The sequence below is a fragment of the Fimbriimonas ginsengisoli Gsoil 348 genome, assembly GCF_000724625.1.
Classification (GTDB): Bacteria; Armatimonadota; Fimbriimonadia; order Fimbriimonadales; family Fimbriimonadaceae; genus Fimbriimonas; species Fimbriimonas ginsengisoli.
On record NZ_CP007139.1, the window covers coordinates 607,566 to 626,165 of the forward strand.

The 18,600-nt window shown below is 61.7% G+C and carries 14 protein-coding genes; 7 read left to right on the top strand and 7 right to left on the bottom strand.

All coding sequences use genetic code 11. The annotated features are described in order from the left end of the window. Positions 1-36: 36 nt before the first annotated feature. Positions 37-375, bottom strand: coding sequence for an ArsR/SmtB family transcription factor (locus tag OP10G_RS02815; protein ID WP_025227399.1), 339 nt, complete (start codon positions 373-375; stop codon positions 37-39). 26 nt (positions 376-401) lie between these two features. Here OP10G_RS02815 and OP10G_RS02820 point away from each other — a divergent pair, with 26 nt between their 5' ends. Then, positions 402-1,667: an MFS transporter gene (locus OP10G_RS02820; protein WP_025227398.1), complete on the top strand. Its 1,266-nt coding sequence runs from the start codon at positions 402-404 to the stop codon at positions 1,665-1,667. 19 nt (positions 1,668-1,686) lie between these two features. Here OP10G_RS02820 and OP10G_RS02825 read toward each other — a convergent pair whose 3' ends face one another. The 4 genes from OP10G_RS02825 to msrB form a co-directional block, all read right to left on the bottom strand. After that, positions 1,687-2,178: a DinB family protein gene (locus OP10G_RS02825; protein ID WP_025227397.1), complete on the bottom strand. Its 492-nt coding sequence runs from the start codon at positions 2,176-2,178 to the stop codon at positions 1,687-1,689. 200 nt (positions 2,179-2,378) lie between these two features. Continuing rightward, a complete protein-coding gene (locus OP10G_RS02830; protein ID WP_025227396.1) occupies positions 2,379-4,013 on the bottom strand; it encodes an MFS transporter in 1,635 nt (544 codons plus the stop codon). A 101-nt stretch (positions 4,014-4,114) separates the two neighbouring features. Further along, a complete protein-coding gene (locus tag OP10G_RS02835; protein WP_158409126.1) occupies positions 4,115-5,674 on the bottom strand; it encodes a serine hydrolase domain-containing protein in 1,560 nt (519 codons plus the stop codon). 50 nt (positions 5,675-5,724) lie between these two features. After that, positions 5,725-6,240, bottom strand: coding sequence for a peptide-methionine (R)-S-oxide reductase MsrB (gene msrB, locus OP10G_RS02840; RefSeq protein ID WP_025227394.1), 516 nt, complete (start codon positions 6,238-6,240; stop codon positions 5,725-5,727). A gap of 243 nt (positions 6,241-6,483) precedes the next feature. On the opposite strand from msrB, the gene OP10G_RS02845 reads away from it, so the two are divergent. From OP10G_RS02845 to OP10G_RS02855, 3 genes are all read left to right on the top strand, one after another. Continuing rightward, positions 6,484-6,819 carry an RNA recognition motif domain-containing protein gene (locus OP10G_RS02845; RefSeq protein ID WP_025227393.1) on the top strand — a complete coding sequence of 112 codons (336 nt, stop codon included), beginning with the start codon at positions 6,484-6,486 and terminating at the stop codon, positions 6,817-6,819. A gap of 221 nt (positions 6,820-7,040) precedes the next feature. After that, on the top strand, positions 7,041-9,818 hold the full coding sequence (locus OP10G_RS23845) for a hypothetical protein (RefSeq protein WP_025227392.1): 2,778 nt from the start codon (positions 7,041-7,043) through the stop codon (positions 9,816-9,818). 115 nt (positions 9,819-9,933) lie between these two features. Next, positions 9,934-11,289, top strand: a complete 1,356-nt coding sequence (locus OP10G_RS02855) for a Gfo/Idh/MocA family protein (RefSeq protein ID WP_025227391.1) — start codon at positions 9,934-9,936, stop codon at positions 11,287-11,289. Positions 11,290-11,532: 243 nt separating this feature from the next. Here the strand turns inward: OP10G_RS02855 and OP10G_RS02860 are convergent, their stop codons facing one another. Continuing rightward, positions 11,533-12,030, bottom strand: a complete 498-nt coding sequence (locus OP10G_RS02860; protein ID WP_084178782.1) for a DinB family protein — start codon at positions 12,028-12,030, stop codon at positions 11,533-11,535. A gap of 36 nt (positions 12,031-12,066) precedes the next feature. Next, positions 12,067-13,041 carry a D-2-hydroxyacid dehydrogenase gene (locus OP10G_RS02865; protein ID WP_025227389.1) on the bottom strand — a complete coding sequence of 325 codons (975 nt, stop codon included), beginning with the start codon at positions 13,039-13,041 and terminating at the stop codon, positions 12,067-12,069. Positions 13,042-13,112: 71 nt separating this feature from the next. Between OP10G_RS02865 and OP10G_RS02870 the strand changes: the two genes are divergently transcribed. From OP10G_RS02870 to OP10G_RS02880, 3 genes are all read left to right on the top strand, one after another. Further along, positions 13,113-13,871, top strand: a complete 759-nt coding sequence (locus OP10G_RS02870; RefSeq protein ID WP_025227388.1) for an SDR family NAD(P)-dependent oxidoreductase — start codon at positions 13,113-13,115, stop codon at positions 13,869-13,871. A 5-nt stretch (positions 13,872-13,876) separates the two neighbouring features. After that, a complete protein-coding gene (locus OP10G_RS02875; RefSeq protein WP_025227387.1) occupies positions 13,877-14,980 on the top strand; it encodes a Gfo/Idh/MocA family protein in 1,104 nt (367 codons plus the stop codon). 221 nt (positions 14,981-15,201) lie between these two features. Beyond that, positions 15,202-18,468: a glycosyl hydrolase gene (locus tag OP10G_RS02880; RefSeq protein ID WP_025227386.1), complete on the top strand. Its 3,267-nt coding sequence runs from the start codon at positions 15,202-15,204 to the stop codon at positions 18,466-18,468. Positions 18,469-18,600: the final 132 nt, after the last annotated feature.

Genomic DNA, 18,600 nt, shown 5'->3' on the forward strand with positions numbered 1-18,600 from the left:
TCGTTGTGATTGCGATCGCCCGAGATGTCCAGAGCGCTAGGGGGCTTCGGATTGGGGGGCGTTTTTCATGACGGCGCCGAGGAGGTCGGGGAAACGGGCCTCCAGATCCGCGTCGCGCAGTGAAGACATGCTTCGGGTCCCTTCGTGCCGGACCCAAATGACACCAGCCTCACGTAGCACCCGGATGTGGTGAGAGAAGGTCGACTTCGCGACCGAGTATTGGAAGGTGCCGCACGGCATCTCCCTCTCGGGAGCGGCCAATAATTGAGAGACGATGCTGATGCGAACTGGGTCGCTGAGGGCGTGCAGCACTTCGGTGAGAAGGATCGCGTCGGTCTCCGGATGGAATAAAGCCTCATCGACTTTGTTGAGCACGTCTAAAAGGATGGCATACTTGTTTTATGTTCGTCGAACATCGAACAAAGCCTCGGTTCTCTTACGCGATCGTTGTGGCGGCGGTCGCTTTCGTGGTGCTTCTGACCGCGGCAGCGATGAACTCCTCCTCCGGAGCGCTGATTCCCGCGATTTTGCGGCAGACCGACTGGTCCCGTAACCAGGTTTCGTTCGCGGCGGGGCTCGGCATCCTCTTCTTCGGCCTTACCGGACCGTTCGCGGCGGCGATCCAAAACACGATTGGGATACGGGCGACCCTGGCCATCGGTCTCGTGATGGCCGCGTTCGGCATGGGGATCAGCGGGTTGGCCGAGCAGCCCTGGCAGTTCATCCTTGCCAGGGGGGTTCTGGTCGGGATCGGCACCGGGATGACCTCGCTCTCGCTTGCGGCGACGATCGCGAACCGATGGTTCGAGCAACGCCGGGGCCTTGTGATGGGATTACTTACCGCCAGTAATGCGACGGGGCAGCTCATCTTTTTGCCGGCGGTCGCTTCGATGGCGGAGAATCATGGTTGGCGTTCGGCGACTCATTTCCTCCTCGGTCTCTCTCTACTTGGATTGATTCCGGTCGTCTTTCTCGTCCGAAACCATCCACGCGACGTGGGCCAGCTCCCTTACGGTGCGACGGAGCCGCCCGCCGAGGTCCCACGTGACGGGCACCCGTTCCGTTCCGCGGTTAGCGCACTGTTCGACGGCTTCCAGTCGCGCGACTTTTGGCTCTTGGCGGCAACGTTCTTCATCTGCGGGGCCAGCACGAACGGGCTTATCGGCACGCATTTGATCTCCGCCTGCGGAGATCATGGAATTCCGGAGGTCCGGGCGGCCGGGCTGCTCGCGGCGATGGGGATCTTCGACCTCGTCGGCACCACCCTCTCGGGATGGCTCACGGACCGGTTCGACAGCCGCTACTTGCTTACGGCCTACTACGGATTCCGCGGCCTGTCCTTGCTGGCGCTTCCGTTCGCGCTAAGTCATGCGAGTTGGACCCTCGGCGTTTTCGCCGTTTTCTACGGACTCGATTGGATCGCGACGGTACCTCCTACCGTTCGGCTCGCATCCAACGCCTTCGGCCCGCAGCGAGCGGGCGTAATGTTCGGATGGATCGCCGCCTTCCACCAAGTCGGCGCCTCGCTCGCGACGATCACCGCGGGAAGCGTCCGCACCGTTACCGGGGTTTACGACCAAGCCTTCTTCGGCGCCGGTCTCATGTGCCTCGGCGCGGCCCTTCTGGCGTTGCGGATCGGAGCGGCGCGGTTGGCGATGGCGGTGTGAGGTGTTGGGGTCGGATTACTCAACGCCACTTGTAGGGATTATCCCCTTGGGACCATAGGTAGGACACGAGTTGGGCGGTGTGGTACCACTCGTGCTGGGCGATGCTTCGGATGACTTCCGATCTCGGAACGGCGGGGAGGCCGAGAGATTCGAACCAGTTTGTGGGCATCTCCACGGGCTCGTCGAGCTGTTCCATGGAGAACGAGTCTATGTACTCCAGGGTTTCCTGCCGCACGTCGGTAAGGGCCCGTTGAAGCCGGGGCAGCGACCCGTATTCGCCCAGGATCTGGCGGACCTTTTCGTCGGAGAGGGTCTTTCCTTCCTTCAGCATTCGAAGCACCTGCATCTCGGTGCCGACGATCTCCAGTAGTTGCCCGGAGATCGTCCGCATGCCGGGGCTCGGCGCCCAGGGCATCATTTCGGGAGTCAGGCGACCAATTGCATCGTCGAGGTCGCTCCGAACCAGGAAGAGCCGGGCTTTCAGCAGGTCGTGAGTTGATGGTTTTGACATGGTGGTACGGTACCGTGGCTGCCGGGGGCTTCGGCATAGGGGACGGCACACGTAGGTGCCGGCTACACGTCTTTCGGACGTAGGGGTAGCCGCTCTGGAGAGCGGCGGTCCGCCGGACCGTCCGCCGGACTCCCTCACCCCCAACCCCCTCTCCCTCGCCGGGCACGTACATCCCGAGGAGGGAGAGGGGGCTCCGGAGCCTACTGGGGGAGGTGAAATCCGGAGTTTACGGTGGGGAGGTCTGGCCCCTTGTAACGGGCGGCTTTGACGCCTTTCGATTCGACGAACGGCCGGGACTGGGTGTCGAGTTTTATGAGCTCGAGCTTGGGTTTGCCGGTCGCGGGTTGCCACATGTACCAGTGGGCTTCCATCCAACCGACGTGGGCCGCCGGTCCTTCGACGGGTGGGCCGGAGGCCTTTAGCTCCGTGGATCGCTTGGCGAGGTAGTCGGAGAGCGAGGTGTAGGGGGGCTTGTTGAGCAAGTACTGCAGCATTCCCAGGCCGGCGATCACGGCGGCGGCGCCGGCGTAGACGAGCGACATATTCGCGCGGGGTACACCGGAGACGCGTTCGACCCTGGGTAGGAATATTTGGATCACCACGAGTGCGACGAGATACAGCAGCCCCGCGACGACGAACGGGAGAGTGTACGAGCTCGTCACCTGGACCGACCAGCCGACAAAGAACTGGAGGGCGGCGACTCCGACCATCGCGAAACCGTTGATCGCGCCGACCGCCACGGCAATCGCGTTCTTGGGAACCGAGTCGGAGATGAGGGTGAAGAGGTTGCAGCTCCAGCCCTGGTGGGCGCCGGCGGCGAGAGCAATGATTCCGACCGCCCAGTAGAAGCATGGAATCCCGGCGATCGGGGCGTGGTCGACAAGGAAGCCGACCGTCATTACCGGTAGAACCAGGATCGCGCAGGCCAGCATCGTGAGTTTACGAGCCTTACCGACGGAAAGTCCCCGATGGATGAGCAACGACGAGAGCCAGCCACCGGCTACGGAGCCAACATCCGCAATGAGATAAATGACGGGGATGGCGAGCGCCATCGCTCCGGCGGAGACGTGGAACTGGTCGACGAGGAACTTGGGCACCCACGTGAGATAGAGCCACCACGGCGCATCGGATAGTGCCTTCGCAATTCCAAGGCCATACACCGGCCTCATCGCAAAGAGTTGGGCAAAGCTGACGGGCTCTTCCGGCGGCTCTCGGTCCTGACGAATGTAGGCGAGCTCCGACTCCGAGACCTTGGGGTGCTCCTCCGGCGACCGGTATAGCTTGTTCCAGAAGAAAATCCAGACGATGCCGACGCCGCCGGTGACGAAGAAGCAGGTGCGCCAGCCAAACTTCGCGGCGATCGCGACGCCGATGAGCGGGGCGAGCATCGCCCCCATGTTCGAACCCGCGTTGAAGAGGCCGGTGGCGAGGGAGCGCTCCTTCACCGGGAACCACTCCGTCATCGTTTTCACCGCCGACGGGAACATGCCGGATTCGCCGACGCCGAGAAGGAAGCGGATGCCGATGAACCCGGTAAGGCTGTTCACGAACGCGTGCGCGATCGAAGCGACATTCCAGAGCAGGAAAGCGCTGCCAAGCCCTCGCTTGATGCCGACCCGGTCGACGTAACGCCCCACGAAAATCATCACGAAGCCGTAGGGCAACGCGAAGCTAACGTTGAGCAACGCCAAGTCGGTCGGGCCAAGCCTCAGCTCGTCCTCGAAGAATGGGACGAGCAGGGAGAAGAGAAACCGGTCGAGGTAGTTGACGGTCGTCGCAAAGAAGATCAGGGCGCAGATCGTCCAGCGGAATCTAGTTGCGACGGTAGGGTTCATGGCAGCGTTGCGGCTACCACGATACACCGAATGGCGGCGCGAGGTTAACAGTTGGCCGTAAGAGGTTTCTAGTGGGGACTTCGCGGGCGCCGTTAACCGAGCTACTGGTGGACCAAAGACTGGACGCGAGCCGCGAATCCAGGAAAATCGTCAGCGTCGCTCTTGTGACTGAACCTACTGATTTGGCGAACGACAACGAGGCGGCTGTTCGGAACTACGACCAGATATTGCCCTAGCGAGCCGTTGCCGTTGAACCCGTCCGGATCGGGTGCGGCGATACGATCGGCTTTAGTCCAATCCGACTTCTTGTACCACTCCCCAAAAACCCGATAATCGGAGAAGTTCGGACGGAGCATGTCCTCAAAGTCCGTGTGGTTCAGCCACTTTCCACGGAGAACCTGCAACGACGCCAGGACCTTTTCAGAAATCCCCTCTTTCCGCCATTCGGCGAGCTGCGCTTCGTTGAGGCGGTACAGGTGGTTGGATTCGTCGATCCACCAGAAGAGCGCGCAACTCGACACGCGAGCTTGACTCGAACGGATCGTGAACTGTTCGATCCGGTCCCGGCTAATGAGCCGTCTCCCCTGCCAGACCCCGCCGTCGAGGAGCAACTGTCCGATTTTGGCGAGGTCGTTTGCCCTGAGGGACAGGCCGCCATAAACGTAGCCGTTCCCGGCCCGATCCTGCATCCAAAAGTAGTCGTCGATGGCGAGCGGATCGAAAATGCGCTTCTTGAGGAATGCCTGCAGGGTAAGCCCGGTGATGCGGCGAACCAATCCCGAGACGAGGTTCGCGGCGCGGTTGTTGTAGTTGAACACCTGGCCCGGCTCGGTGACGACCGGGCTCTCTAGGGCATACCGGAAGGCGTTCGGCTGCATTGGAATCTTGCCGTCCGAGAACTCGGTCTCGATTCCCGACGTGTGGCCCAGCACATGCCGTAGGGTGATGTGGGAGCGTCGACGCACGGTTTCCGGCGCGTTAGCCGGGATGTTTCGCCACTGGGGGAAGAAGTCGGAGAGCGGCTGATCGATGGAATCGATCTTGTGGTCGTCCAGAAGCAGCATCACCGCTGAGCTACTGATCGACTTCGTGACCGACGCCAACTCCATGCGGCGAGGCGCTGTGCCGGTGTGCGCTTCTAAAAGCGGTTTACCGTCTCTCCAAACCACGAGCGAGTCCGAGTGGGACTTTTCAGCGTCGGCGGCCAGCGTCTTCAGCGCTTCGGGGTCGACCCCGACCGCTTTGAGCGCGGAAGCAGAACGAATCGTCACCGCGAACTTTCCTCCACCGGACGGTCTTAGGATCTCAGCGTACGGCGCAATAGCGTTTTGCAGCCAGTAGTCTTTCGGCAACCCAGTAGACGAAAATAGCTTCGCGGCAATGCCGATCTCACGCCCCGCCTCCGCCTCCTTCTTGTCCATCAAGGCCGCGATCCCGAGGAGGGCATGCGCGGCATAACGCTCGGAGACGGTACTCCGTTTGGAGGCGGCGACGGCTCTGAGGAGCCGGACTCCCTTCTCGGTTTTGTCGTGATTCGATGCGTCTATGGCGGCTTTGATACGTGGCCGATTCAGCAGGGGATCGTTTTTTGGTATGTCCTGCGCAACGACGTCGTTGACCGGCAGCAGAGTAAATGCGAAAAGCACAAGGTATCGAGACATGCGAATGTCTCGATACGATACTGCTTCTAGCTTCCCAAGCTCCATTCCCATTACGGACCGGGAGCTGATTTCTTCGGTTTGAACTTGAGAGCCGGGGAATTCATGCAGAAGCGGAGATGGGTGGGCTCGGGGCCATCGTCGAAGACGTGGCCGAGGTGGCTGCCGCATCGCGAGCAGACGACCTCGTCTCGCTCCATTCCGTCGCTCAGGTCGGTTCGGGTGAGAGTGCGCCCGTGTTTGATCTCGCGGGTGAAGCTTGGCCACCCGGTTTGGCTATCGAACTTATCGTCGCTGCTGAACAGCTCCAGGTCGCAGGCCGCGCAAAGGTAGGTTCCCTTGCCGTGGAAATCCCAGTACTTGCCGGAATAGGCGCGCTCGGTATCCGCCTTTCGCAGGATGAGGTAGGCATCCGGCGCGAGCGTCCGCTTCCATTCGGCGTCGGCTTTGGTTACGGCGAACTTGGTCTTGCTCGTAACCTTGGCCAGTCCATCGATAGGCCCGGAGGTGGCGGCGGTAGCGCAGCCGATGGCGATTGCGAAGGCGAGGAGTGAAATTGACTTAACCATGGAAGACCCTTTCATGCTACGACCGTTTAGTCCGTTGACATTCCTCGAAATGCTCCACATCCACGGTTAGTTCCAACAATTCCCCAAAGCGCCCTCCGCCCTCCGTCCTCAAGTGGGGTATAGTGAACCGTTACCTGTTTGAAAGCCTTGGTCTTCGTTTGTGGAATGCAGCCTCCGGCCGGTTCTGATCTCGATCTCTCTGTCTGTCGGAACCGGAACAATTAAATAAAGGAGGCCATTCAAATGGCAAACAAAACACTCTACGTCGGCAACCTGCCGTACACCGCGACCGAAGGTCAGCTCACCACCTACTTCAGCGTCTACGGCGCCACCAACGCCCGTATCGTCGAAGGACGCGGCTTCGGATTCGTTGACATCGATCCGGCTCAGCTCGAGACGGCGATCGCCGACAAGCACAACTCTTCGATGGACGGACGAACCCTTACCGTCAACGAGGCCAAGCCTCGCGAGCCCCGCAGCAATAGCGGCGGCGGTGGTGGTGGTTACGGCGGCGGCCGCGACTCCTACAGTGGCGGCGGCAGCAGTGGCGGCGGCGGCGGCCGTGGCGGTCGCTGGTAAGTCGACCAGAATAAAATAAGAAAAAGCGCCCCGACTCCTGTCGGGGCGCTTTTTTTGCGTTCAGCACCGCGTTCCGCCTTCCGTTTTCCGCCTTTGCTTTCTGGGTCTTTTGGATCTATTCTGCAAAACGCCCGGCGCCGTGCACACGCTCGTGCACGCCTCATGTCGACACTCCTACCGTTGTGGCCGCGATGAAGCGGCCGATGGAAAGGAATGCACGTATGAGAAGCTTATTGAAATTAGGATTGGCCGGCGCCACGCTGCTTGCCATCGCGGTGGCCCACGCCGACGATGGTCCACCCGTGGTCACAAGTTACACGCCCCACAGCGGCCCGGTCGGTACGCAAGTGACGTTTACGGGGAGTCAACTTGGGCAGATTAAGGAGGTCGACTTTGCCAATGGGGTTCCGGCCCAGCTTGTGTCGAACTTCGGCACCACTTTGACGGTGAAGGTTCCATCTGGTGCGGTTACCGGGCAGATCAAGTTGATTCCCAAGCTTAACCCGGTCTATCCCGTCTCGCCGGATTTCACCGTAACGTCGGATGGAGGAACCGGCGGTGGAACCACCGGGGGCGGAACGACCGGCGGGACGACCGGAACCACCGGAACGTCCGGAAGCACCACCGGCACCACAACCGGAACGTCGGGAGGGACCACTACCGGCGGCTTCATCAGTCCGCCGCATATTCCGCCTCCCGCCGGCTCCATGACCGGACATCCGCGGCTGTTCATCAAGGCGAGCCAGTTGCCCACTTTTCAGTCGTGGGCGAACGCCGGCAATCCGATTTTCACCGCTCTGCAAGCCGCGGCGAATAACGCCAAGGCGATGATGAATCAAAACAAGATCCCCCAGTTGGACGACGGAAACGCGCTCGGGAACTCCGTCATCTGCCCGACCGAAGGGTACGCGGAGATCTTCGCGCTCATGTCGCTGGTCGATCCGAACGTGCAGCTTCGCGCCGACTGGGCGAAGCGCGCCCACGACCTCGTGATGTTCATCTTCAACAAGTGCAAGAACGGCCCCGGCCTTATTACAGACCCGTTCACTTCACCTCAATTCGCCGCCTACAACCGGTCACGCTGGTATGGGGAGGGGTTCCCGTTGGTGGTCGACTGGTGCTACCAAACTTTCACCCCGGCCGAGAAGCAGATCGTGCGCAAGGTGTTCCTGCAATGGGTGCAGGACAACCTGAACGGATACAACCACCCGAATCCGCTCGGCATGACCTACAACCCTACGCTGCTCGCGAGCAAGGGGGCCCTGCGGTGGGCAGGCAACAACTATTACGACAACCACGCCCGCCAAATCGGAATGATGGCGATGGCGATGGATCTGGCCGACGACGTGCCAGCCGCGGCCGGCGATCCTCCGGCCGGAACCTTGCGTGACTTCATCGGAAACGTCACCGGCGCCTGGCTTTACCAGCTTGAGAAACTTGAGCAGACCGACACCAACGGCGGCACCTCACCCGAGGGTATCGGCTACGGAGAATCCGATACGAGCGGCATCGCCATGCTTCTGCTGGCGATGAATACGGCCGGCACCGACAACGTCGGCACCTACGGCTCGCCGGCGGGACTGGCCAGTACCCCCTGGTGGAATCAGCAGGTTCTCGACAGCTACATCACGTCGATGAGTCCGAAGCAGGTAGTTCTGGCGAACTGGATCGGCCCGACGTATCAGGCGGCCGACTTCGGGGACAACGCCGACTACTGGACGGTCAACTACATCCGGACTTTCGGACCGCTTGCCCTGATCGCCCGTAACAAGGGGGACAACACCCTCTACAACAAGATCCGCTGGATGATCACGGAGTACGAGCCGGGCCACGGCACGACGCGCCTGAACCAGATCAGCTCGTGCATGCAGAACTACGGCCCGATGATCGCGGTCATGTATTTCCTCCTCATGGACCCCGCGGCGCCGGCTCCCACCGACCCACGCAACACGGTTCCGACCGACTTCTTCTCGCCCGGTCTCAACCGGATCGTTTCTCGAACCGATTGGGGACCCAACGCATCGTGGTTCACGTTCAAGAGCTCTTGGATCACCACCGACCACAACCCGCAGGACGCGAACAAGTTCGAGCTTTATCGCAAGGGAGAGTGGCTCACCAAAGGCCGCCAAGGATACGGCTTCAACGTCAACTCGCCCGGCCTTCAGAACGGCATCGCCATTCAGAACACGGGGAGCACGACCAACTGGTACCTCGTCATCCAGCTCGCCATCGGCAGCATGTTCTCCTACATCAACGGCGGAGACCCGGTCGTGGTGAGCAGCATCCAGCCTTCGTACATCGCCGCTCAAAGCGATGCGACCAAGCTGTATAGCTGCCCCAGCATCGGAGCGACGGACGTCCAGCACGAGAGCCGGTCGCTGATCTACCTCAAGCCGGACGTGGTGGTCGCGTACGACCGCGTCGTCTCCAAGAGCGCCAACAAGTGGAAGCGATGGTATCTGAACACTCAGAACCTGGCGACCGTGAATGGCAACCTGTCCACCGCGGTCACCCCGAACGGCCAGCGCATGTACGTACGAACTCTTCTGCCCCTCGGAGGCGTTATCACGCCGCAGTCGGTGCCGAAGAGCGCGAACGGTCCTGATGCTAACGAGACGGCGAACTGGGAGCCGATGACTTGCCGAATCCAGGTCGAAGATCCCACGAACCCGAAGAACATCCGATTCTTGCACGTGGTGCAGGGCGCCGACGCCAACATGGCGCCGCTCGCCTCCACGCTGGTGCAGTCTTCAGCCGGTGACGCGTTCGACGGCACGACCTTCGGAACCTACGCGCTGATGTTCAAGAACGACATCACCACCGCGTTCAACTCGGTCACCTTCACCGTTCCGGCCACGGTAACGACGTTCTTCGTCGGCGACCTTAAGCCGAACACGGGATACACCGTCACCAAGACGGTGACGGCGAACGGAACGACCGTCACGATCGTCCCCGGAGCCGGCAACGTCTCCGACTCGGCCGGAGTGCTGAAGTTCTAACCGAGGGCTAGCAGTTGGCGGTTAGCGGTTAGCAGTCCGGAAGACTCTGGGCGATCTGCTAACTGCCAACTGCCAACTGTTCCCAACCGCCATCCCGAATCGCCTAACATTAGCCATGGACGAATCGACCATGACTCGACGTGGGCTGATCAAGACGGCGGGGATTGCCGGGGTCGGCGGCCTTACCGGGCTGCTTCCCGGGGCAACCGACCCGATAGAACCGCAACGAACGCACCCAACGATGGTTGGGGTTCCGTTCGAGCGACACGAGAAGGTACGGCTTGGGATCATCGGCGTAGGCGGGCGCGGGACCGGAGTTTGCGCCGAGTTTTTGGCCGTGCCGGGAGTCGAAGTCCGTGCGGTTTGCGACGTGGTACCGGCGAAGACGGCACGGGCGGCGGCCATGGTCCAGAAGGCGGGACAGCCAAAGCCAGCCGAGTATCACGCTGGCGACCACGACTACGAGAATCTCTGCAAACGAGACGATCTCGATCTGGTGTACATCGCCACCCCGTGGATCTGGCATGTCCGCCAGGCGCTGAGCGCACTCGAGCATGGTCACCACGTCGGCGTCGAGGTCCCCGCCGCCCGCACGCTGGCCGAGTGCTGGGAGTTAGTCGACGCATCCGAGAAGGCACGCAGACACTGCATGATCTTCGAGAATTGCTGTTACGGCGAAACCGAGCTCATGGTGCTACGTATGGTCCGAGCCGGGCTTCTTGGGGAGCTGACTCATGGAGCAGGCGCCTACAACCACGACCTGCGGGCACTTCTCTTCGAAGACCAAGGAGAAGGGCTTTGGCGGCGCGCGGAGCACCTGGACCGGAACGGGAATCTGTATCCAACCCATGGGTTGGGTCCAGTGGCGAACTACCTCGACTGCAACCGTGGCGACCGGTTCGACTACATGGTTTCCATGAGCAGCCCGTCGGTCGGGCTGCAGGCGTTCCGCAAGGAGCACCTTCGACCGGATGATCCGAAGATGCGGGAGGTTTACCACTGCGGCGACCAGAACACCAGCCTGATCAAGACCGTTAAGGGGCGGCTGATCACGGTGGAGCACAACGTCAGCGAGCCGCATCCGTACGACAGGATCAACCTCATCGCGGGCACGAAGGGGATATTCCGCGACTATCCCCCGCGCCTCTACATCGACGGGCAGAAGGAAGGAGAGCAGTTCGTGGGGCTGGACGCTTACAAGGCGCAGTTCGAGCACCCGCTTTGGGCTCAGGAGGGAGAGGTCGCTCGCAAGAGCGGCGGCCACGGCGGGATGGACTACATCATGTGCTGGCGAGTCATTCAGTGCATGCGCGAAGGACTCGCGCCCGATTTCGACGTGTACGACGCGGCAGCATGGAGCGCCCCGGGACCGCTCAGCGAGCATTCGGTCGCCCACGGCAGCGCGCCGGTGAAGTTCCCCGACTTCACGCGGGGGAATTGGCAGAAGGGGAGGGCGTTTGCGGGGGTTTAGGGGGCGGGGCGCTAAGGATGTGGACTGTGGCGTGTGGCTTGTGGACTGAGGGGGGAAAGATTGACTTGGGCGTTGGGCGTTGGGCGTTGGGAATAGGGTAAAGCAGCAAGCTAGCAACGCCTTAACGCCTTAACGCCTTAACGCCTTAACGCCTTAACGCCTTAACGCCTTAACGCCTTAACGCCTTAACGCCTTAACGCCTTAACGCCTTAACGTTCATCGGCAGGGTGCCGATGCTACACCTTACAACGTTGTGAACTCCTCGGTGATGTGGAAGGCAGTGTCTCCGTAGAGCAGTTGAATCATGTTCATCTGGCCCATGTGGTAGGTCATGTTTCGGACCGGGAATTGCATGGCGAGGGCGGCGGGCATTGGGCCGCGGTGGGTTTGGACGGTCTTCATCAGGTCGTCGCCCTTAAGCTTTCGGACCTCGGCCGCGAGGGCGGCCGCGCTCGATTTCAGTAGGGCGGTCGCCTCGGGAACCTCGCCAAAGGAGTCGAACGACGCGGGCGGAGTTGCGGGTTCATCGCCACGGAAAATGGCGAGAAACCGCTGATTCGCGAAAATGCACTCCCCGAGCTGCTCCATGACCGATCGGGTCTGGGACGCCTCCTCGGTCGACGGCCGCCAGCGAAGGCGATCTTCGCGGGTGGTCTCGACGAAGTGGCTCATGATGATCGCCGACTTCTCGATCAACCTCGCCTGCCATTCGCCCAAAGTCATTTCTGCAACATTTGTCATTGAATCTGAGCATAGCTCAGGCCCGCGAGGGCGAGGTTAGATAACCCGGTCGACGAGCGGAGCGCCCGCTTCGTAGAGGGCCAGATTTCGGAGGAAGTGGCGGACGAGCCGCTCCATTTCTTCGGCATGGCCACCGGCGATGTGAGGGGTGATATAGCAGTTGGGGCATGTCCAGAGCGGGTGATCGGATGGGAGCGGCTCGGGGTCGGTGACATCTAGATAAGCGCCGCCCAGGCGTCCAGTGGTTAGTGCCTCGATCAGCGCGGCTTGGTCCACGGTCGAGCCGCGTCCGACGTTGTAAAACATCGCGCCCGTCTTCATCGCGGCGAGGGCTTCGGCATTCACCAGCCGGTTGGTAGAGCCGTTTGCGGGGAGGATATTGACGACGTGATCCGCTTCGGACAATAAGCGGGGCAACTCGTCGATCGGATGAGTTTCGACCGGTTCGTCTCCCTTGACATGACGTCGCACGGCCACCACGTTTAGGTTGAAGGGAGCGAGCAATTGCACAAGGCGGCGAGCGATGGCTCCGAAGCTGAGGATGAGGACGGTTTGGCCATCCAGGAGCCGGGTTTGGGATCGCAACCGTTCGTAATCCCACGATTTCGGTCCGAGCTGGTCGGACAAGGAGGCAGGCAACTGGCGGGCGAGGGCGAGCATGAAGGCCAAGAGATGCTGCGCGCAAGGCTCGTCGAAAACGGACGAGCTGTTGGTCATCGTCGCGCCGCGCCCGGTGAGGGCACTTCGAAATTCCGGCGAATCGTACCGGGTGTAGCCAGCGCTGGTGAGGTGGACCCAGCGCAAGGTCGACAACTCCATCGCCTGCCGAGGATCGGGTTGTCCAAAGGCAATCTCAGCTTCCTTCAAGAGCTCGCTCGCTCCGCCAGCCCCGAGGTTGCCGGTCTGCTCCCCCTCGATCAGGAGCCGGTGCTTGGCGGTTCCCTCTTTAAGTTCAGCCATCGCCGGTTCGGAGAGGTCGGCGTTGCACCAGATCGTTAGCTTTTCGGACATGGATCGAAGATTACATCGGCGGCGGCGACGATGCTGGGTTCAAGGCAAACCGGTCGGCTAAACTCGGGCCCATGAACAGACTCCTGGAAGGGAAAGTGGCCATCGTTACCGGCGGCGCACGCGGGATCGGGGCGGACATTTGCCGAGCTCTCTCTCGGAACGGCTGCTCGGTAGTGGTGAACTACGCCCACGCGGCTGAAAAGGCGGAAGCCGTCGCGGCGGAGGCGAGAGCGAACGGCGTAAAGGGGATCGCGATCGGCGCCGACGTTCGAAACCAGAGCGAAGTCGATTCCATGATCGAGCGGACGCTGCGTGAACTGGGACAGATCGACGGGCTGATCAACAACGCGATCAGCGGGCGGCAGCACGGCGCTTTCGCGGAGCTCGAAGATAAAGACTTCCAGGATATGTTCGACTTTGGCGCTCGTGCGGTGGTGAACACGATCCGAGCGGTGCGTCCGGCGATGAAGGAAGCGGGAAGCGGCCGGATCGTCAACATCGTTACGGAGCTTTGGGACATGGCGCCCGGCGATTGGTCCTCGTATCTGGCGGGAAAGGGGGCCATGGTCGGAATCTCGCGCGCGTTGGCCAATGAGCTCGGGCCGGAGGGGATCACGGTGAATATGGTGGCGCCGGGGTGGATGGCGACGGAGACGGTGGATACGACCTCCGAAGGGTCTCTCAATTTTGGAAAGTCGCTCCCGCTTCGTCGGCACGGTTCGGCGGAGGAGATCGGGAACGCCTGTGCCTTCTTTCTCAGCGACCTCGCCGGATACGTCACTGGCGCGTATCTTCCGGTCACGGGCGGCCGGATCACTCAGATGGGTTAACGGACATGGCAAACAAACCTCTTGGAATGGGCGTGGTTGGCGCCGGGAGCATCGGCATTCGGGCGGCTCTCCAACATTTCTCCTGTGCGGACGTTCAGGACCGCGTGACCTTGGCTGCCGTCTGCGATCCGGCTCCCGGACGAGCGGAGGCCGCCGCGGCAAAGTTTGGCGTCCCGGGGCATTTCGACAGCCTCGAAGCGCTGCTCGAGGACCCCGGTGTCGACCTGGTGACGATCTGCTCTCCGATCAGCCTCCATTACGAGCAAGGACTTATGGCGATCGCCGCCGGCAAGCACATCCACTTCAATAAGACCATCACCGTGACCGCCGACGAGGCGATCGACCTGATCGCCAAGGCCGAGCGGGCGGGGGTCAAGATCGTCGCTTCTCCGGGTCAGATGACGAGGCCCGCCCTGCGAGAAGTCCGCCGGCGAGTAAGGGAAGGCGAGTTGGGGCAACTCTCCTGGGCCGTTACCGGCGCATCCTTCGGCAGCTACCACGAGAAGGAAGGACTGCGACAAGGAACCGATGTGCTCTCGAACATCAACCCTGCCTGGTACTGGAAAAAGCCCGGCGGCGGCCCGCTTTACGACATGACGGTCTACGGCCTTCACTCTCTTACCGGCATCCTCGGCCCCGCCAAGCGGGTCACTGGCATGTCGGCAAATGTCGTGAAGGAGCGCGAGTTTCGGGGCGAAATGTATCCCTGCGACGCCGAAGACAACACCCTCATGGTGCTCGACTTCGGCTCGGGCGTCTTCGCTTTCGTGTACGGAACGTTCGCGGGCACGGTCAGCGACTGGGCAGGCCCTAGCTTCTTCGGAACGAAGGGGACGATCGTCGGTCTTAACCACAACGGGCAACCGATCACCGCCGACGCCGGGCACCACGCCTACGGCCCCCACGTCACCGGTGTTCACGCCGACATGGAAGAGGCCCACGTCTTCGAGGACATGATGCAGCTCGTCGACTGGATCCGCGACGATAATGCGAAGCCGATCGCCACCGCGGAACATGCCGCCCACGTCGTGGAAATTATCGAAGCCGCGCTTCGGTCTTCGGAGACCGGTGAGGCGCAGACTTTGAAGACGACCTTCCAGCAAGTGTAAGTCCGGAGCCCCCTCCTCGTCGATGTTTGTGCGATGGGGGGGGGGTTGGGGGTGGAGAAATCCGGAAGTGGCACTGGCATCTTGCCAGTGGGTCCCAAGGGCATCCTGCCCTTGTCGGACTCACATGCCCTGGAAGGGCATGATACACACGGGCTGGAAGCCCATGCCACGTCGGCGACCGCCAAGGGAGTCTAGAATGGATTTACGCTTCGGTGCGCCTTATGCTGACCGTCATTGCCTTCCTCGCAACCCTTACCTCGCAAGACACGCTTGCCCGCACGTTCAAGAATCCGCCCGCTTCGGCCAGGCCGCACACGTGGTGGCACTGGATGAACGGAAATGTGACCAAGGAGGGAATTACCGCCGACCTCGAGGCGATGAAGCAGGCGGGGATCGGCGGGGCTCAGATGTTCACGGTCGACCAGGGGATCCCCCACGGACCGGCCGGGTATGCCGGCCCGCTCTGGCGTGAGATGACCGCGCATGCCGTGCGGGAGGCGGGACGGCTCGGGATCGAGCTTTGCCTCCATAACTGCGCGGGCTGGTCCAGCAGCGGCGGACCCTGGATCAAGCCGGAGGACGCGATGCAGGTCATCGCTTGGTCGGAGCGCCGCACTCAGGGGCCTTCCCACTTCGATGAGCGGCTGCCGGAGGCGCATGCCCCGCAGGTCTACTCGGCGGTTCCTTACTATAAGGACATCGCCGTCTTCGCTTTCCGCACGTCGCCAGGTGCGCAGGTGCGACCCACCGATTTTCTCGCGAGGACCGGCGTCGTGCGGGGGGACAACCTTGGGCTAGACCTTTCCCGCAGCCAACCCGCAATCAGGGCGTCGGAGGTTATCAATCTCACTAACAAGCTCGGTTCGGATGGACGGCTCGACTGGAACGTCCCGGCCGGGAAGTGGACGATCCTTCGCATGGGGCATGTCCCGACGGGCAAAGACAACCACCCCGCGCCGCCGGAAGGGGACGGCCTCGAGGTGGACAAGCTGAGCCGGGAGGCACTCGACAAGCACTGGGCCGGTTTGATGGCGAAGGTGATTTCGGATGTGGGACCGCTCGCGGGCAAGGTGCTCAACAATTCGCTGATCGACAGCTACGAGGTCGGAAGCCAAAACTGGACTCCGAAGTTTCGGGAGGAGTTCCGCAAGCGCCGGGGTTACGATCCGCTTCCCTTCCTTCCGACGATCGCCGGACAGGTGATCGACAGCAAGGAGAAGACGGAGCGGTTCCTATGGGATTTCCGGCGGACGATTGCCGACCTGTATGCGGACAACTACTACGGCCACTTCGCCGAGCTTTGCCACCGGGCCGGGCTCAAATTCTCCACCGAGCCGTACGGAAACGGCGGGTTCGATACGATTCAGAGCGGCTCGAAGGCGGACATTCCGATGGGAGAGTTCTGGATCGGGGGCGCCGCGATGGAGACAGCGAAGCTCGCGTCTTCGATCGCCCACGTCTACGGGCGCAAGGTGGTTGGCGCGGAGTCGTTCACCGCGGACGAATCGAGGGGTCGCTGGCTGGAGGAGCCTTACGCCATTAAGGCGCTTGGCGATCAAGCATTCTGCGACGGCATCAATCGATATATCTTCCACCGATACGCGGCTCAGCCCTGGCTGAACCTGAAGCCTGGCATGACGATGGGGCCATGGGGGACCCACCTCGAGCGAACCCAGACCTGGTGGACGGAGGCCGCGACCTGGCTGAAGTACGTGGCGCGGAGCCAATACCTGCTGCAATCGGGCCGGTTCGTGGCCGACGTTTGTTACTACTACGGGGAAGAGGCGCCGATCGACCTGCCGGGGCGGCGGGGTCTTCGTCCGGAACTGCCGCAGGGATACGACTACGACGGCTGCGACGCGAACGCTCTGCTCTCGATGACGGTCAAGGACGGGCGGATCGTGCTGCCGAGCGGGATGTCGTATTCCCTTCTCGTCTTGCCGAACTCGAAGTACATGACGCCGGCGGTGGCGAGCAAGATCCGGGAGCTTGTTGGAGCGGGGGCAACCATATACGGGCAGAAGCCAACCCAATCTCCGAGCCTGCAGAATTTCCCGGCATGCGATTCCGCGGTACGAAAGATCGCGAACGAGGTTTGGGGGCCGACGGACCATCCCCAACAAGGTTTTGGTAAGGGACACGTGGTTTGGGATCGTCCGTTGGCGGACGTGCTGAAGTCGATCAAGGTGGCGCCCGATTTCGAGTTTGCCCCCCACAATTTCACGACGAAGCTGATCGACATCCATCGCCGCATCGATAACGCGGACGTCTACTTCGTCTCCAATCAGAGCTATCGGAATACGGTCGCGCAATGCACTTTCCGAGTCAACGGGCGCGTTCCCGAGCTTTGGCATGCCGATACCGGCTTGGTGGAGGATGCGCCCGCTTACTCCGAGACCAACGGAAGGACCACGGTCTCGCTCTCATTCGATCCCGCCGAATCGGTCTTCGTAGTCTTCCGGAAGTCGGTGCCAAAGCTACACCTGACCGCGTTCGGACCGGCAGTCGGTCAGCCGAGCGGACCTCGGATGCCTTCCATCGTCGTCGACCGCGCTCGCTACGAGTCGGCGGACGGCCGCGGCGCCGATGTCACGGCTCAGGTACGACAGTTGGTTCGAGAGGGACAGTTTGAGATTCCGGCCAGCAACGAGCTGTTCGGCGACCCGGTGGTCAACGTGGTCAAGCGCCTCGTCATCGAGTACCGGATTGGCGGCAAACCGATGAAAGAGGTAGTCGAGGAGAACGGCCTTGCCACCTTGGCCAAGACGCCTGGCGGGAAGGTGGAAGCGGCCGCTTACGAGCTGACGAGGGCGGGGGGCCACGCCTTCGATCTGACGGCATGGAAGCCAGGTGCGTTTGCTCTTTCCGACTCGTTCGGGCGGCGGAAGATCGTCAACGTCAACCAGCCGCCAGCTTCGCTGGATCTCAGCGGGGCATGGAATCTCTCGTTCCCGCCAAAACTTGGGGCGCCTGCCTCGGCGTCGTTTGCGAAGCTTATTTCTTGGCCTGAGCATTCGAACCCGGGGATCCGGTACTTCTCCGGAACGGCCACCTATTCTAAGAGCTTCGCCGTTCCAGCTTCGTTCGTCGGTTCGGGTAAGTCGCTAAGGCTGGACTTGGGCGCCGTAAAGAACTTCGCGACGGTGTCGCTCAACGGCCGGAAGGTGGCTACGCTCTGGAAGCCGCCGTTCGCCCTGGACGTCTCCGGTTTCGTGCGCCCGGGCATGAATCGCCTGGAGGTCAAAGTCACCAACCTGTGGCCGAACCGCCTGATCGGGGACGAGCAACTGCCCCCCGATGTGGAATGGAACGGCACCCAGCTCAAGCAGTGGCCCGAGTGGCTGGTCAAAGGGGAGCCGCGCCCGAAGACGGGCCGCATCACCTTCACGACGTGGCACTACTACAACAAGGATTCCCCTCTTCTAGAGTCCGGTCTGTTGGGCCCAGTAACGCTGAAATCGGCGAAGCGGATCCCCATAAAGCTCTAAGCCCTCCGGTTGGGGGAGCCCGGAAGAGCCGGTCTGGAGACCAGCGGTCCTCCAGACCGGCATTTCGGGAACGTAACGTTTCATCTGCCAGCCTTGCGGATGCGGACGAGACGTCCGCGGACCGGGAGGCGG

What these genes read in the sequence shown, in the direction of transcription:
- OP10G_RS02820 (WP_025227398.1), top strand. Translation starts at nt 402, where the DNA reads ATGTTCGTCGAACATCGAACAAAGCCTCGGTTCTCTTACGCGATCGTT.
- OP10G_RS02825 (WP_025227397.1), bottom strand. Translation starts at nt 2,178, where the DNA reads ATGTCAAAACCATCAACTCACGACCTGCTGAAAGCCCGGCTCTTCCTG.
- OP10G_RS02830 (WP_025227396.1), bottom strand. Translation starts at nt 4,013, where the DNA reads ATGAACCCTACCGTCGCAACTAGATTCCGCTGGACGATCTGCGCCCTG.
- OP10G_RS02835 (WP_158409126.1), bottom strand. Translation starts at nt 5,674, where the DNA reads ATGTCTCGATACCTTGTGCTTTTCGCATTTACTCTGCTGCCGGTCAAC.
- msrB (WP_025227394.1), bottom strand. Translation starts at nt 6,240, where the DNA reads ATGGTTAAGTCAATTTCACTCCTCGCCTTCGCAATCGCCATCGGCTGC.
- OP10G_RS02845 (WP_025227393.1), top strand. Translation starts at nt 6,484, where the DNA reads ATGGCAAACAAAACACTCTACGTCGGCAACCTGCCGTACACCGCGACC.
- OP10G_RS23845 (WP_025227392.1), top strand. Translation starts at nt 7,041, where the DNA reads ATGAGAAGCTTATTGAAATTAGGATTGGCCGGCGCCACGCTGCTTGCC.
- OP10G_RS02855 (WP_025227391.1), top strand. Translation starts at nt 9,934, where the DNA reads ATGGACGAATCGACCATGACTCGACGTGGGCTGATCAAGACGGCGGGG.
- OP10G_RS02860 (WP_084178782.1), bottom strand. Translation starts at nt 12,030, where the DNA reads ATGACAAATGTTGCAGAAATGACTTTGGGCGAATGGCAGGCGAGGTTG.
- OP10G_RS02865 (WP_025227389.1), bottom strand. Translation starts at nt 13,041, where the DNA reads ATGTCCGAAAAGCTAACGATCTGGTGCAACGCCGACCTCTCCGAACCG.
- OP10G_RS02870 (WP_025227388.1), top strand. Translation starts at nt 13,113, where the DNA reads ATGAACAGACTCCTGGAAGGGAAAGTGGCCATCGTTACCGGCGGCGCA.
- OP10G_RS02875 (WP_025227387.1), top strand. Translation starts at nt 13,877, where the DNA reads ATGGCAAACAAACCTCTTGGAATGGGCGTGGTTGGCGCCGGGAGCATC.
- OP10G_RS02880 (WP_025227386.1), top strand. Translation starts at nt 15,202, where the DNA reads ATGCTGACCGTCATTGCCTTCCTCGCAACCCTTACCTCGCAAGACACG.